We start from the raw sequence: 14,809 nt of genomic DNA on the forward strand, positions 1-14,809 counted from the left end.
GATTCAGAATAGAATGCACTATTCATAGAATTTTATCGTTTTTTTTGCAAATTTTCTATACACCCGACTTGTAACGGATTACCCATTTTTATCCGATAGGAGGTATTGGCTGTAAATGGATAGGAAGTGATATACCAATATCCTTTTGAATTGGAAAACTCCTTTTCGTAAGCTACTACAAATGAATGTAATATGTAGTCATCATTAGGGAGTACAAGATGGAGTTCGCGCTTGCACCATCGCGACGGACTCACTACCCAATACGTTTTGTTTTCAATTTTTCGCAGATGTAAAAAAGAGAGCAACGGTTTTGGACAGTCGTTATAGTTGTCAAAAATAATTGAGAGCGACTTCCCTTTTCCGCTGTATACATCAAAGGAAAAATACCGATTATAGTACCCAAAATATCCAAACACGGGCAAAATCCAAAAACAGAGGATGACCAAACCGTGCTTTTTAAACTCTAAGGGCCAAAGTGCGTCAAAAAAACGTTTTTTTGTGGCAACGCATCCTATACCACTGATGCCTAACAACAGTATATTCCATGGTACCACAACTCCATTGGAAAAAAAACCTATTGGAGACAACCCTAATAAAATCAACACATGCATTAGCACTAGTCCACGAAACGCCCCAAGACGCGTTTGTTGAAAGAGCAATCCAATTCCGAAAAGAATTTCAATCAAACCTACTAGTAATCCCGCATAGTGAAAAAATAAAAAAAAGGAATCGTTGGAAGTGATCCCAAAACGGTTTTTTAATACGTAGGAATCCCAAATCGTATACAAAAATGCCCCATTGATTTTATGGAGTCCGCTGAAGGTGTACAACGCCGAAAGAAGAAGCAAGCAACGCGTCCAAAACTGTTTTTCTGACTTGGAGAAAAAATGAATCACGGCAATCGCCAAAAAACAATAGGTATAGGGTTGCCAAAAAACATAATCCCAAGCCCATGAGCCCACGACCAGTACAATCCACAGTCCGACGCCCTTTTTCCAATGCGGTTTCCACAACAACAATAAGGTAATAGCTATTGTAGCACAATATAAAATAAATGGAAATTCCCTGGGAAGATTTTGAGCAAATGGAAATACAGTAAGCGTGGGAAAAACACGATTCAGGGTCCACGCTTTGTACAGAAAAAGTTGGGTCAAAAGATGCGCCAGCAATGTAAGACGCACGATTGCTGTAACCCAAATCGTTTTGTGCATTATCCGAATTGGCTCATTTGATAACCGCGATACAGCTTTTGATCTTTCACTTCCCAAATTACAAAGAAATTGGCCAATAACATCTCTTCTCTCGGATTTTCAATCGTTTTCACAAAATGAGAATAGCGTACCGAAACGAAGTTTCCTTCTTGAATGAGGTGAGAAATACGAATTTTGGAACGAACATACGCCCGATTCAATTCTTCACTCAAATTGAGCACATCGTTAGCATCCATCTGAACGAATCCTTTGGTGCTGTTCCATTCGATAATTAATTCGGGATGCAAAAACTGTTTTACTTCATCGCGATGCAATAATACATCTGATTTATATAAGTCTAAAACTAGATCTTTCGGTTGCATTATTCGGGTTTTTTATTCAACAATTCAGGTAAACGCTTCACGTAAGCCATTTGTTTTAATTTTTCACGCGATTCTTCGGCGGGAGTACCGAAGTAAGTAATTCCGCCGGCTACCGATTTTGTCACTCCAGATTGCGCCAGAATGACTGCTTTGGTACCGATAGTAATGCCACTATTGGTTCCTACTTGGCCCCAAATAGTCACTTCATCTTCAATGACTACACATCCTGCAATGCCTGTTTGGGCGGCGATGAGACATTTTTTTCCAATGATTGTATCGTGTGCCACGTGGATTTGATTGTCCAAAATTGAACCTTCACCTATGGTCGTATCCCCAGTGACGCCGCGGTCAATAGTACATAAGGCACCAATGCCCACATGATCTTCTATAACTACCCGCCCCCCGGAAAGCAATTGGTCAAATCCTTCGGGACGTTTTTTATAATAAAATGCATCGGCCCCCAATACCGTGCCGGCTTGGATAATCACGTTGTCGCCAATTTGAGTATGATCGTAAATCGAGACATTGGAATGTATAATGCAATTTTTTCCGATGCGAACGTGATTTCCAATGAAGCAGTTCGGTTGAATTATGGTCCCTTCGCCGATCTCTGCCGACAACGAAACGGCTGCTTGTGCCGCCACAAATGGACGGAAATACCGGGTAAGTTTGTTAAAATCCCGAAACGGATCGTCGGAAATCAAAAGTGCTTTTCCTTCAGGACAAGGAACTTCTTTGTTAATCAGTACTATAGTAGCCGCCGATTGTAGCGCCTTGTCATAATACTTCGGATGATCAACAAAAACAATATCTCCGGGGGTCACGACATGAATTTCGTTCATCCCTTCAACAGGAAAATCATCGGCTCCCACATACTGGGAATCGATGATTGCTGCAATTTCTTTCAACGTGTGCGTTTGCGGGAACTTCATGTGTTATTCTTTTACCCGTTCCAAATAATCACCCGTAGCGGTATCAATTTTAATCTTATCTCCTTCATTAATAAACAAAGGAACGTTAACATTGGCTCCTGTTTCAACCGTAGCCGGTTTAGTTGCATTGGTTGCTGTATTTCCTTTCACACCCGGTTCGGCATAAGTCACCTCCAACACAATAGAAGCAGGCATATCAACCGACAAAGGCATATCGGTTTCGGTGTTAATTTGTACCATTACATTGGTTCCCTCTTTTAAAAACTGAGGTGCATCCAATACATCCTTGTTCAACGTGATTTGTTCATAGGATTCGGTATTCATAAAATGATAATCATTGCCTTCGTTGTACAAATACTGAAATGTATGGGTTTCTACACGAACTACATCAATTTTATGACCTGCAGAAAAGGTATTATCCAATACTTTTCCTGTCGTCAATGATTTTAATTTGGTACGCACGAAAGCGGGACCTTTTCCGGGTTTCACATGAAGAAACTCAATAATTTTGTAAATGTCGTGGTTGAATTTGATACAAAGTCCGTTACGAATATCTGCCGTAGATGCCATTAGTATTGATTTTTTAAATTTAAAATTTTAGTTATTTTTAATACGTTCCTGAATACCCTTTCATAATACCGCGGGATGAATTGCGAATAAAATCTAAAATCTCATCGCGTTCGGGAGAAGCCGCCATTTCAGCTTCAATAATCCCCACCGCTTGCGAGGTATTGTAATTTTTTTGGTATAAAATGCGGTAAATATCTTGAATTTCTCGAATCTTTTCCGTTGAAAATCCGCGTCGACGCAAGCCTACCGAATTAATTCCAACATACGATAAAGGTTCCTTAGCGGCTTTAGTATAGGGCGGAACATCCTTACGTACCAGAGAACCGCCAGAAATCATAGCATGTTCACCGATATGAATAAATTGATGAATCGCTGCTAATCCACCGATGATGGCAAAATTCCCTACGACGACATGTCCTGCCAGCGCCACACCATTGACAATAATCACGTTATCCCCAATATGGCAATCATGCGCAACGTGAGCAGTGGCCATGATCAAACAGTTGCTTCCAATTTTGGTTTGCCCCGAAGCGATAGTTCCTCTGTTGATGGTTACAAATTCACGAACCGTCGTGTTATCCCCAATGATAGCAAGAGAATCTTCCCCACCAAATTTCAAATCTTGAGGCACCGCTGCAATTACAGCGCCAGGGAAAATATTACAATTCTTTCCGATGCGAGCTCCCTCCATGATGGTCACGTTTGAACCAATCCAAGTTCCTTCGCCGATTTCGACGTTGTTATGAATAGTGGTAAATGGCTCGATTACTACATTCTTAGCAATCTTAGCACCGGGATGCACATAGGCTAGCGGTTGATTCATAATTTATTGGTTTTTGACGATTTGTGCCATGAGTTCCGCTTCAGCGACCAAGCGCCCGTTGGCATAAGCGTTGGCTTGCATATGGCATATTCCGCGACGGATAGGCGAAATCAAATCACATTTAAATATTAACGTATCGCCCGGTAAAACTTTATGCTTGAACTTTACGTTGTCGATTTTCATAAAATAAGTCAGGTAATTTTCGGGATCTGGAACAGAGCTTAAAATTAAAATCCCTCCCGTTTGTGCCATAGCTTCAACAATCAAAACACCTGGCATGACAGGAGCTCCAGGAAAATGACCCACAAAGAAGTCCTCATTCATCGTCACATTTTTCAATCCCACGACATGAGATTCAGACATTTCGATGATTTTATCCACTAACAAAAATGGCGGACGATGGGGCAACATTTTCATGATTTTGGTCACATCCATCAAAGGCTCTTTGTTTAAATCATAAGTAGGCACATGATTGCGTTGCTCTATCTTGATGATTTTAGATAGTTTTTTGGCAAATTGCGTATTGACAAAATGCCCTGGTTTGTTGGCGATAACTTTCCCTTTGATACGGCAACCTATCAAGGCCAAATCACCAATAACATCTAGCAATTTGTGGCGGGCAGCTTCGTTAGGGTGATGCAACGTAAGGTTATCTAAAATACCGTTGGGTTTAACCGAAATATTTTCTTTTCCAAAGGCCTTTTTCAAGTTCTCCATCGTTTTTTCGGAGATTTCCTTGTCAACATACACGATGGCATTGTTCAAATCGCCTCCTTTAATGAGTCCGTTGTCTAGTAACGTTTCCAACTCATGTAAAAAACTAAAGGTTCGCGCACTTGCAATTTCCGCTTTGAAATTGGACATGCTCTTCAACGTCGCGTTTTGGGTACCCAAGACTTTTGTACCAAAATCAACCATAGCGGTTACTTGGTAATCGTCGGCAGGCATGACAATGATTTCGCTCCCCGTACTTTCATCGATATACGAAATAACTTCTTTTACCACATAACAATACCGTTCAGCCTCTTGCTCAACGATTCCTGCTTTTTCGATTGCTTCTACAAAATACTTGGAAGAACCGTCCATAATCGGGGGTTCCGACTCATTCAATTCGATAATCACATTGTCCAAATCACATCCTACGCAAGCCGCTAAAACATGTTCAGAGGTTTGAATCTTTACGCCCAACTTTTCTAAATTGGTTCCGCGCTGGGTATTTACTACATAGTTGGCGTCGGCTTCAATGACTGGGGAACCTTCCAAATCCACACGTACAAAGGTAAATCCATTATTGATAGGTGCTGGCTTTAACGTCATGGTCACTTCTTTTCCTGTGTGAAGTCCAACACCCGTAAGGGTAATTTCTGATTGAATGGTTTTTTGTTTAACCATAATGCTTGTATTAATTCTGTTTAGCTTAATTTTTTCTTGAGATTGTCCAAATCGGCCACAATTTTGGGAAGATTACGGAAATGGACATACGATTTATTCCAATCGCCATAGTTAAAGGCCGGACTTCCTTGAATCGTTTCGCCATCGGGGATACTTTTTCCGATACCCGATTGTGCTTGAATCCGTACATTATTGCCTACGGTAATATGGCCTACTATTCCTACTTGCCCACCGATCATGCAGTTTTTACCGATTTTGGTAGATCCCGCAATACCGGTTTGTGAGGCAATCACGGTGTTTTCACCAATTTCTACATTGTGTGCAATCTGGATTTGATTATCGAGTTTAACGCCTTTGCGTATGATGGTAGAGCCTAGCGTTGCACGGTCGATAGTCGTACACGCCCCTACTTCTACATGATCTTCTAGAATTACATTTCCAATTTGAGGGATTTTGCTGTAGGTTCCATCCTCTGAAGGGGCAAAACCAAATCCATCCGAACCGATGATAACGCCCGAGTGGATGGTGCAATGGTTACCAATTTCAGTTTCAGAGTAAATTCGAACGCCTGCAAACAAAATACAATCATCTCCGATAACCACATTATCCCCTATAAATGAGTTGGGATAAATTTTGACATTGTTTCCAATTTTCACATTTTTTCCAATGTAACAAAAACTTCCCAAGTAAAGATGATCGCCGTAGGTCACCCCTTCCGAAATCACGGACGGTTGTTCAATACCCGACTTCATCAACTTTACTTGATTGTAATATTCTAGAAGTTTGGAAAAGGACTTGTAGGCATCTTCCACTTTAATTAAGGTAGTGGTAATGGGTTGTTCAGGCTCAAACGTGTGGTTCACAATCGTGATGGACGCTTGAGTGGTGTAGATATAATTTTGGTATTTTGGATTGGCTAAAAAGGATAATGAACCCGCTGTCCCCTCCTCGATTTTGGCCAATTTATAGACTTCAATTTGTGGATTTCCAACCACTTCTCCGCCTAAAATACCCGCTATTTGTTCCGCTGTAAATTTCATTCTGACAAAAATATAAAATTTAACAAAATAAGCCGTTTTATCCCAGTAATACTTTCGGATAACATACAAAATACTTCGTTACAGCCTTCGATAAGGCTCTTACTTGAAGCGGTTCTGAAGTATCTTCCAACACTTCAACAGACCGGTCTTTTTTGATGATTCGTATCGGTACACTTTCTTTGTTGTAGGCGATGTTTTTTAATTTTCCTTTGAAAACAAAATAATCCGAGTCGTTGGCTGCAATGGGATAATGGGCTAACAATTGGGCTTTTAACGTTTGTATCTTTGAGGCAACAGGCTTTTCTTCCGACATGTCAATCTTCAACAATTCGCGATTGACAATCATTTTACATAATTCAGCCAGCACGAAATCTGAAGAAAATTGCCACGATTTAATAGCGACCATAACATCATAATCATCCAATAAGGCAAATTGCGTTAGCGGCTCCCCATCAAAATCAGTTCGCGCTACTTTATTTTGCAGAAAAAATTGCAAGGGGGCGCTACAAGGCAGTTCGTTACCTTTTTGTGTGAGTTCTTTGGCGCGCTTTAAGATTTTTGTCAAAATCAACTCCGCTACAACCGATGTTTTATGCAAATACGCTTGCCAGTACATGAGTCGGCGAGCCATAAGAAATTTTTCTACGGAGTATACGCCTTTTTCTTCAATTACCAAATGATCATCAGCGACATTCATCATCTGAATTAAGCGGTCACTGTTGATATTACCTTCGGCTACTCCACTGTAAAAACTATCGCGCTTGAGGTAATCCATGCGATCCATGTCCAACTGACTGGAAATCAATTCAAGCATAAATTTTCGGTGGTAATCGCCTTTAAAAATTTGAATTGCCAAATCAAGTTGGCCGTTAAAATGCCGATTTAACGCGTGCATGAATTGCAACGAAATCTCCTCATGCTGAATTCCCTCTACGATACTGTGTTCCATTGCGTGAGAAAAAGGACCATGACCAATATCGTGCAACAGTATAGCAATGTAGAGTGCATTTTCTTCTTCCTCGGTAAATTGAACCCCTTTATATTTGAGTGTTTCTACAGCCTTTTGCATGATGTGCATACACCCCAAGGCGTGGTGAAAACGGGTATGATGGGCACCCGGATACACAAGATACGACAATCCCATTTGCGAAATACGGCGTAAACGCTGAAAATAGGGATGCTGAATAAGATCAAAAACCAATGAATTGGGAATCGAAATGAATCCGTAGATGGGATCGTTGAATATTTTAAGTTTGTTGGTCGAATTCACACCATTTAAATAAGAGCACAAATATACGTGAAAAGGGAAAAAGCGCAATATCAATTGGTTTTGTACTTGAAATTTAAATGCTTTACTTACGCCTCTCTTATCAAAAGACCTTACATACAGGTAAAAAAAACCTAACTACGCGGGGTAATTAGGTTTTCTATACTTGATTTTTGCACTGCTAGCCCTGATGGGAGCGGCATCCTCACGGAGTTTACGAAGTGAGATACAGCGGACAGCAGGAAATAGCTCCTGAAAAAAATTAATACGCAATCAGTTCCAATAACGCCTTTTCAAAGCGTTCTTTGGGTAAATACTGATCCTCAAGGGTTTTCATAAACGGTATAGCAGTTTCCAAACTACCTACCCGAACAACGGGCGCATCCAAATGTTCGAACGCCTGCTCCATTATCAAAGAGGAAATGTCGCTCGCAATACCGCCAAACAAGGTGTCTTCTTGTAAAATAATGGCTCTGTTTGTTTTTTTAACCGATTGCAGTATGGCTTCAGTATCTAAAGGTTGCAGCGTTCGCAAATCCAATACATCGGCACGAACTTCAGGATGTTTGTCCAACAGTTCTAATGCCCAATGTACGCCTGCACCAAAGGAAATAATGGTCACTTGATCGCCTTCGCGTAGCAAAGAAGCCTTTCCCAAAGGTAAGGTATAATAGCCTTTGGGCACTTCTTGATAGATACTGCGATACAAGAGCTTATGCTCAAAGTACATCACCGGATTGGGGTCGTTAATGGCAGTAATTAAAAGTCCTTTTGCATCATACGGAAACGCGGGGTATACCACTTTTAAACCTGGCGTTTTGGTAAACCAAGCTTCATTGGTTTGGGAGTGGAACGGTCCCGCTTGCGTACCGCCACCACAGGGCATACGCACTACGACATCGGACTTTTCGCCCCAGCGGTAGCGTTGCTTGGCTAACAAATTGACAATTGGATTAAAACCTGTTGAAACGAAGTCGGCAAACTGCATTTCGACGATGGCTTTATACCCGTTGATCGAGAGTCCGTTGGCCGCTGAAACGACAGCACTTTCACAGATGGGCGTATTGCGAACCCGCTCTTTACCGAACTGTGCCACGAATCCATCGGTAATTTTAAAAGCTCCTCCGTATTCGGCAATATCTTGGCCCATAATGACCAAATTAGGATGTTGTTGCATCGCTTCACGCAAAGCGCTTGAAATGGCATCAATCACACGGATATTCTCAGTTTCACTTGACGGTTTTACTTCTTGATAATCAAATGATTCGTAAACATCATTTAACTCTTCATTTAAATCAGCTACAAAGTCTGGTTCGGCCTGGGTAATGGCCCAATGCGCATCGATTTCTTGCTTGATTTCGGCGCGAAAAGTCTCGTCTTGCGCTTCTGTCAAAATCCCTTCATTTTTAAGAAAGGCTTGGTAGTTGGCAATCGGATCTTTAATTGCCCACATGTCCATGAGTTCTTGGGGAACGTATTTGGTACCACTCGCCTCTTCGTGACCCCGCATACGGAACGTTTTGAACTCCAATAAAACGGGACGCGGGTTTTCTTGCATGGAAGCTTTGAGTTCGGAAATTTTGGTGAAAACCTCTAAAATATTGTTGCCGTCAAGGATATGACTTTCCATGCCGTAACCAACGCCTTTGTCGGCGAGATTTTCGCAACGGTATTGTTCGTTGGTAGGTGTTGACAAACCATAACCGTTATTTTCGATGACGAAAAGTACGGGCAAGTCCCATACGGCTGCGATATTTAACGCCTCGTGAAAATCACCCTCAGAAGTGGCGCCTTCCCCGGTAAATACGGCGGTTACTTTTCCGTTTTTCTTTAGTTTATTAGCCAAAGCGATTCCGTCGGCTACCCCCATTTGGGGCCCCAAATGCGAAATCATGCCGATGATTTTATACTCTTGTGTCCCAAAGTGAAAACTGCGGTCACGGCCTTTGGTGAAACCCGATTTTTTACCTTGCCATTGCGAGAACAACTTGTGCAGTGGAATATCACGACCAGTGAAAACACCGAGATTCCGATGCATGGGAAGAATGTATTCATCCTTATCCAAAGCTGCGGTAATTCCCACAGAAATAGCTTCCTGCCCAATACCTGAAAACCATTTTGACACTTTTCCTTGTCGGAGCAAAATGAGCATTTTCTCTTCAATCAAGCGGGGTTTCAGTAATTTTTTATACAAATCCAACAATTGCTCGTTGGATAAATTGTGACGATTAAAGTCCATTCGTTTTGTTTGTGGTTTGTGACGCCAAATGTACTAAAACGTTACAGGATTTCAAGGTGTTTTTACATAAAAAAAGCACACCTTATGGAGTGCTTTTTTATCGCTTTTATATAAGTAAGAAACTACGATTTGATAAATCGTTTTACGGTCTTTTGTTGTTCTGTAGTTATGAGTTCAACCCAATACAATCCTGTGGGGAGTGGCGTAACATCGATGGCGTTGTCGATCAAAGGAAAAGCGCCTATTTGTTGTCCATTGCTGTGGTATAAAATTACTTTTTCCAATGGCAGCTCACTTTTAATATGTAAAGTATTTCCTGTCGGATTGGGATAAATTAGCGTTTGCTCCAAAGTCGAACTCAAGTCATTGGTAGACAGGGCTACTTCGGTTACATTTAAGGTATATGTTACGGTTTGTGGAGAAGGCCAACTCGATATGTAAATATAATAGGTTTGACCTGCGGTAACCGAAAAATTGTTTATCGTGCGTGCTCCTGCAGAAACTCCTGTTGCACAAGCCGCATATTGTACACCTATATTAGCACAGTTCGTATAGACAAACATTCCCGTCCAACCCAGCGCATTGGGAATTTCAATCTTTAAGGTTTGACTGACAGAAGGGGTATACGCATAAATCACATCGTTGCCGCCATGGTAATAATTGCCGAAAGTGGTTGTAGCACAGGTAGGATGTGTGGTGGTTTGCGGATCGTAGTTATCTCCGAAATTTGCCGTATTATCGGAAACGGCAAAGGGTAAAGATGAAATTACAATGGGGTCATTGCACAACGAGCCTGTTTGGGCAAAACCGAATGTAGTGCACAAAAGGAAAAGCATGTAGTTTCGTTTCATAAGGCTAGGAATTAAGGGATTAGTTACCTAAAAATACACCTTGTTTTTGGAGGGCACAAGTATTCTCGATGGGTGACCTATTTTTATCGATAAAATGACGAAAAGGAGATGTTGATAACTTTCGTTTGCAACTTAATAAAAAACTGTACATTTGTGATTGCGCTTTGATTTCACAGCGTTTAAGTTATTAACAAAAAAGGTTTAGTATGCAACAAATTCCAAGTGTTGACTTACGTGATTTCCTGTCGGATGATCCGGCACGTAAACAAAAATTTGTAAATGAAATCGGCAAAGCCTACGAAGAAATTGGCTTCGTAGCATTAAAAGGTCATTTTCTTGATGATCAATTGGTGGAAGAATTGTATGATGAAGTGCGCAACTTCTTCAATCTTCCATTGGAAACCAAAGCAAAATATGAGATTCCAGGTATTGGAGGTCAGCGCGGTTATGTTTCTTTTGGTAAAGAACATGCCAAGGGTCGTTCCGCTGGAGATTTAAAAGAATTTTGGCATTTTGGCCAATACGTAAGCGAAGGCTCTAAATGGGAAGGTGAATATCCCGACAATGTAATCGTAGAAGAATTACCTAAATTCAATACCGTTGGAAAACAAGCCTACCAAATGTTGGAAAAAACGGGAGTTTATGTACTTCGTGCTTTGGCATTACACATTGGTTTGGATGAATTTTATTTTGACAATTACATCAAAGACGGGAACAGTATTTTACGTCCGATCCACTACCCGCCTATTACGGATGAACCGAAAGACGGTGCTGTTCGTGCGGCTGCCCATGGTGACATCAACTTGATTACCCTGTTAATGGGAGCACAAGGCAAAGGATTGCAAGTCCAAAACCATGAAGGCCAATGGATTGATGCCATTGCGCAAGAAGATGAATTGATGATTAATGTGGGCGATATGTTGTCCAGACATACCAACAATAAATTAAAATCAACCATTCACCAAGTGGTTAATCCACCGCGGGAATTGTGGGGAACTTCGCGTTTCTCGATTCCCTTTTTCATGCATCCGGTAAGCGATATGAAATTGGATTGCCTACCGCAATGTATCGATGAAAACAATCCGAAATTGTATGAGGACATCACCGCGGGCGATTTCTTAAATGAACGTTTGGTGGAATTAGGATTGATTAAAAAATAAGGGAACAAATTTTCCAAAACTGAAATTCCAAATTCCAATGCACTGTTGGGATTTGGAATTTGGTTTTTTACCCCTTGATTATTCGGATATATAAAACCTAACAAAGTAGCACTCCCATGAGTAACTTAGAAGAACAACTGAAAAAGCTATTCCCTGATCATATCCCAACGGAACCCGAACCTGAAGTTCCGCAAGAACACGAATTGTTTGTTCAAAAAGAACCGATGATTTGCAAATATGAAAAGCGAAAAGGAAAACCTACGACCATTATTGAAGGGTATGAGGGCGAAGATGAAGATTTTAAAATCTTAGCCAAAGAAATCAAAACCAAATTGAGCGTAGGCGGCAGCTTCAAAGACGGTGCGATTATCATACAGGGCGACTACCGCGATAAAATTATGAATCTATTGAAAGAAAAAGGCTTCAAAGTGAAGCGCGTGGGAGGATAACATGAATTTTGAATGATAAATGATGAATTTTAAATCGTGTTTCTTTCAAATAATTGTCACTGGTCAACCCAGTAGTTTCGAATCTAATCACTAGTCACTAGTCACTAACAACTAATAACTATCACCGATGATTGCTTCATCTGAATTAATATTAAATCCCAACGGAAGTGTTTACCATTTAAACTTACTTCCCGAACATATTGCCCACGACATTATTTTTGTGGGCGATCAAAACCGCGTTGAAAAGATTACCCAACATTTTGACCGCATCGAATTTTCACAACAAAAACGCGAATTTAAAACCCAAACCGGGTATTTCAAAGGAAAACGCATGACGGTAATGTCCACGGGGATTGGTCCGGATAACATTGACATTGTCATGAACGAGTTGGATGCTTTGGTCAATATTGATCTAGCGACGCGAACGGTTAAAGACGAATTAACGTCGTTGAATATTATCCGAATTGGAACCTCAGGTTCGTTACAAGCCGACATTCCCGTCGATAGTTTTGTCATGAGCCAATACGGATTGGGTTTGGATAACATGCTTCGCTCCTATTTGATTGACGATATCTCAGAAAAAAATATCGAAGACGCTTTCATCCAACAAACCAACTGGGACTTACGTAAAGGGCGCCCTTATGTCATTAAGGCCTCTGAAACCTTGGCAAAGCGCATTGAAAGTGATCGTATCCTCAAAGGATTTACGGGAACGGCAGGCGGATTTTATGGTCCGCAAGGAAGAGTTTTACGTTTACTCATTCAAGATCCAGAATTAAATGCAAAAATGGACGCCTTTGAATTTGAGGGAATCAAAATGACCAATTTGGAAATGGAAACGGGTGCCATTTATGGCTTAGGTAAACTTTTGGGCCACGAGTGTTTATCACTGAATGCCATTATCGCCAACCGTGCCAATGGTACCTTTAGTGCTGATCCATACAAAGCCGTAGACGCCTTGATTGCCTACACTTTGGATAAATTAGCACAATCATAATCAGGAGCTATTTCCCGCTTTCGCCTTTACCTGCCTGCCGGCAGGCAGGTCTCTCCGCCAAAGCTACGAGGATATCGGCTCTACCTGCCTGCCGGCAGGCAGGTCGGGGCTAAAACAAACCGTGATGATTCAACGTTTAGAAACCGAAAGATTGTATATGCGTCCTTTCAAAATTTCGGATGCAGCCGACTTGTTCGCCATGGATAACAATCCGAAGGTGCATGAATATTTATGGCAACAACCCACGCTTGAACGGGAAGAATCGGTAAAAATTATCGAGTACATTCTAGGACAATACGAACGGAATCAAATTGGGCGTTTTGCCACGTTTTTAAAAGCAACCGATGAATTTATTGGTTGGACAGGCATCAAGTTTATCGACGACCATATAGAAAATGGCAACACCAACTTCTTTGATTACGGATACCGTCTTGCCGAAGCGCACTGGGGCAAAGGCTATGCCACTGAAGCTACTATTGCTTGGCTACAGTACGGATTTGAAACCCTTAAAATTCCGGTAATGAATGCCTACGCCCACAAAGAAAATGGCGCTTCCAATCGCATTTTACAAAAAACAGGGTTTATCCATCAAGAAACCTACCCCGATCCCGCGGGCGTACTTTGGAATTGGTATGCCTTAGAAAATCCCAGTTCGAAACTATGAAAACGATAAAAATTGTAGGAGTTCCCGAGCATTTTAATATGCCTTGGTACCAAAGTATCGCTGATCGCGATTTTGAGCGTGTTGGTGTGGATTTACAATGGACCGATATCCCCGAAGGTACCGGAAAAATGTGTCAAATGCTCCGCTCCGGAGAAACCGATATGGCCGTGGTATTGACCGAAGGTATGGTCAAAGATATTCTTGGGGGTTGCCCTGCCAAAATAGTACAATTGTATGTCGCTACGCCGCTCGTATGGGGCATTCATGTGGGTGGGAAATCGGCATTTCAGGAGGTTTCCGACTTGCAACACACTACCGCAGCTATTTCGCGTTTCGGTTCAGGCTCGCATTTAATGGCTTACGTTCATGCGCAACAACAAGGTTGGGATACCGCCACACTACAGTTTCAAATTGTGCATACCCTTGAGGGTGCTGTGGAAGCGTTACAACAAGGAACCGCAGATTATTTTATGTGGGAACGCTTTATGACCCAACCAATAGTGGATTCGGGTATTTTTCGTCGCCTTGGTGTTTGCCCCACCCCGTGGCCTTGTTTTGTGATTGCCGTTCGGGACGAAGTGCTCGCCAATGAAAATGAGGCAGTACGATCAATCGTTAATACAATCAATGCCAAAACACAACACTTTAAGGAGCAAACCCATTTGATTGCCCAACTCGCCCAACGTTTTCATCAAAAAGAGGAAGCTCTTGAAGCTTGGCTTTCCTGTACCGAGTGGAGTCAAAATCCGCTGTCAGAAAAAGAGTTTGAGTTGGTTCAAAATCATTTGTGGAGCTTAAACCTTATTGATAAAAAAGATACCTTTGCTACAGTTGTAAACCTACTGAAGTAAG

At 41.5% G+C, this 14,809-nt stretch carries 15 protein-coding genes; 5 read left to right on the plus strand and 10 right to left on the minus strand.

The window, feature by feature from the left end; genetic code table 11:
• Positions 1–32: 32 nt before the first annotated feature.
• The 10 genes from BUC17_RS05085 to BUC17_RS05130 all read right to left on the minus strand — a co-directional run bounded on the left by BUC17_RS05085 (position 33) and on the right by BUC17_RS05130 (position 10,687).
• Entirely contained in the window at positions 33–1,211 is a 1,179-nt protein-coding gene (locus BUC17_RS05085; protein ID WP_073362280.1) for a hypothetical protein, read from the minus strand.
• The gene (locus BUC17_RS05090; RefSeq protein WP_073362282.1) at positions 1,211–1,573 is read right to left on the minus strand and encodes a hypothetical protein; all 363 of its coding nucleotides are present in this window, start codon (positions 1,571–1,573) and stop codon (positions 1,211–1,213) included. Before BUC17_RS05090 ends, BUC17_RS05085 begins: the two co-directional genes overlap by 1 nt.
• Positions 1,573–2,505 (minus strand): UDP-3-O-(3-hydroxymyristoyl)glucosamine N-acyltransferase, encoded by a 933-nt coding sequence (locus BUC17_RS05095; protein ID WP_073362283.1) that lies wholly within the window; start codon positions 2,503–2,505, stop codon positions 1,573–1,575. The genes BUC17_RS05090 and BUC17_RS05095 overlap by 1 nt, the downstream gene beginning before the upstream one ends.
• A 3-nt stretch (positions 2,506–2,508) precedes the next feature.
• Positions 2,509–3,075 (minus strand): elongation factor P, encoded by a 567-nt coding sequence (efp, locus tag BUC17_RS05100; protein ID WP_073362285.1) that lies wholly within the window; start codon positions 3,073–3,075, stop codon positions 2,509–2,511.
• Positions 3,076–3,112: 37 nt separating this feature from the next.
• The gene (lpxA, locus tag BUC17_RS05105) at positions 3,113–3,898 is read right to left on the minus strand and encodes an acyl-ACP--UDP-N-acetylglucosamine O-acyltransferase (RefSeq protein WP_073362287.1); all 786 of its coding nucleotides are present in this window, start codon (positions 3,896–3,898) and stop codon (positions 3,113–3,115) included.
• A gap of 3 nt (positions 3,899–3,901) precedes the next feature.
• A complete protein-coding gene (locus tag BUC17_RS05110) occupies positions 3,902–5,290 on the minus strand; it encodes a bifunctional UDP-3-O-[3-hydroxymyristoyl] N-acetylglucosamine deacetylase/3-hydroxyacyl-ACP dehydratase (RefSeq protein ID WP_073362289.1) in 1,389 nt (462 codons plus the stop codon).
• A gap of 20 nt (positions 5,291–5,310) precedes the next feature.
• Entirely contained in the window at positions 5,311–6,330 is a 1,020-nt protein-coding gene (lpxD, locus tag BUC17_RS05115) for a UDP-3-O-(3-hydroxymyristoyl)glucosamine N-acyltransferase (protein WP_073362291.1), read from the minus strand.
• Between the two features lie 37 nt (positions 6,331–6,367).
• The gene (locus BUC17_RS05120; RefSeq protein ID WP_073362293.1) at positions 6,368–7,600 is read right to left on the minus strand and encodes an HD domain-containing protein; all 1,233 of its coding nucleotides are present in this window, start codon (positions 7,598–7,600) and stop codon (positions 6,368–6,370) included.
• Between the two features lie 259 nt (positions 7,601–7,859).
• On the minus strand, positions 7,860–9,836 hold the full coding sequence (locus BUC17_RS05125; protein WP_073362295.1) for an alpha-ketoacid dehydrogenase subunit alpha/beta: 1,977 nt from the start codon (positions 9,834–9,836) through the stop codon (positions 7,860–7,862).
• 122 nt (positions 9,837–9,958) lie between these two features.
• Positions 9,959–10,687 carry a T9SS type A sorting domain-containing protein gene (locus tag BUC17_RS05130; protein ID WP_073362297.1) on the minus strand — a complete coding sequence of 243 codons (729 nt, stop codon included), beginning with the start codon at positions 10,685–10,687 and terminating at the stop codon, positions 9,959–9,961.
• 206 nt (positions 10,688–10,893) lie between these two features.
• Between BUC17_RS05130 and BUC17_RS05135 the strand changes: the two genes are divergently transcribed.
• The 5 genes from BUC17_RS05135 (at position 10,894) to BUC17_RS05155 (ending at position 14,808) form a co-directional block, all read left to right on the plus strand.
• Positions 10,894–11,847, plus strand: coding sequence for an isopenicillin N synthase family dioxygenase (locus BUC17_RS05135; RefSeq protein WP_073362299.1), 954 nt, complete (start codon positions 10,894–10,896; stop codon positions 11,845–11,847).
• Positions 11,848–11,963: 116 nt separating this feature from the next.
• The gene (locus BUC17_RS05140; RefSeq protein ID WP_073362301.1) at positions 11,964–12,296 is read left to right on the plus strand and encodes a translation initiation factor; all 333 of its coding nucleotides are present in this window, start codon (positions 11,964–11,966) and stop codon (positions 12,294–12,296) included.
• A 127-nt stretch (positions 12,297–12,423) separates the two neighbouring features.
• Positions 12,424–13,293, plus strand: coding sequence for a nucleoside phosphorylase (locus BUC17_RS05145; RefSeq protein ID WP_073362303.1), 870 nt, complete (start codon positions 12,424–12,426; stop codon positions 13,291–13,293).
• A 124-nt stretch (positions 13,294–13,417) separates the two neighbouring features.
• Complete coding sequence (locus BUC17_RS05150; protein ID WP_073362305.1) at positions 13,418–13,957, plus strand: GNAT family N-acetyltransferase; 540 nt, start codon at positions 13,418–13,420, stop codon at positions 13,955–13,957.
• Complete coding sequence (locus BUC17_RS05155; RefSeq protein WP_073362308.1) at positions 13,954–14,808, plus strand: substrate-binding domain-containing protein; 855 nt, start codon at positions 13,954–13,956, stop codon at positions 14,806–14,808. The genes BUC17_RS05150 and BUC17_RS05155 overlap by 4 nt, the downstream gene beginning before the upstream one ends.
• Position 14,809 lies beyond the last annotated feature (1 nt).

It is taken from the genome of Flavobacterium fontis, from assembly GCF_900129405.1.
GTDB lineage: Bacteria > Bacteroidota > Bacteroidia > Flavobacteriales > Flavobacteriaceae > Flavobacterium > Flavobacterium fontis.

Bases quoted from the DNA above. Each gene is read 5' to 3' on its own strand.
- BUC17_RS05085 (WP_073362280.1), bottom strand. From the start codon at position 1,211: ATGCACAAAACGATTTGGGTTACAGCAATCGTGCGTCTTACATTGCTG.
- BUC17_RS05090 (WP_073362282.1), bottom strand. From the start codon at position 1,573: ATGCAACCGAAAGATCTAGTTTTAGACTTATATAAATCAGATGTATTA.
- BUC17_RS05095 (WP_073362283.1), bottom strand. From the start codon at position 2,505: ATGAAGTTCCCGCAAACGCACACGTTGAAAGAAATTGCAGCAATCATC.
- efp (WP_073362285.1), bottom strand. From the start codon at position 3,075: ATGGCATCTACGGCAGATATTCGTAACGGACTTTGTATCAAATTCAAC.
- lpxA (WP_073362287.1), bottom strand. From the start codon at position 3,898: ATGAATCAACCGCTAGCCTATGTGCATCCCGGTGCTAAGATTGCTAAG.
- BUC17_RS05110 (WP_073362289.1), bottom strand. From the start codon at position 5,290: ATGGTTAAACAAAAAACCATTCAATCAGAAATTACCCTTACGGGTGTT.
- lpxD (WP_073362291.1), bottom strand. From the start codon at position 6,330: ATGAAATTTACAGCGGAACAAATAGCGGGTATTTTAGGCGGAGAAGTG.
- BUC17_RS05125 (WP_073362295.1), bottom strand. From the start codon at position 9,836: ATGGACTTTAATCGTCACAATTTATCCAACGAGCAATTGTTGGATTTG.
- BUC17_RS05130 (WP_073362297.1), bottom strand. From the start codon at position 10,687: ATGAAACGAAACTACATGCTTTTCCTTTTGTGCACTACATTCGGTTTT.
- BUC17_RS05135 (WP_073362299.1), top strand. From the start codon at position 10,894: ATGCAACAAATTCCAAGTGTTGACTTACGTGATTTCCTGTCGGATGAT.
- BUC17_RS05140 (WP_073362301.1), top strand. From the start codon at position 11,964: ATGAGTAACTTAGAAGAACAACTGAAAAAGCTATTCCCTGATCATATC.
- BUC17_RS05145 (WP_073362303.1), top strand. From the start codon at position 12,424: ATGATTGCTTCATCTGAATTAATATTAAATCCCAACGGAAGTGTTTAC.
- BUC17_RS05150 (WP_073362305.1), top strand. From the start codon at position 13,418: ATGATTCAACGTTTAGAAACCGAAAGATTGTATATGCGTCCTTTCAAA.
- BUC17_RS05155 (WP_073362308.1), top strand. From the start codon at position 13,954: ATGAAAACGATAAAAATTGTAGGAGTTCCCGAGCATTTTAATATGCCT.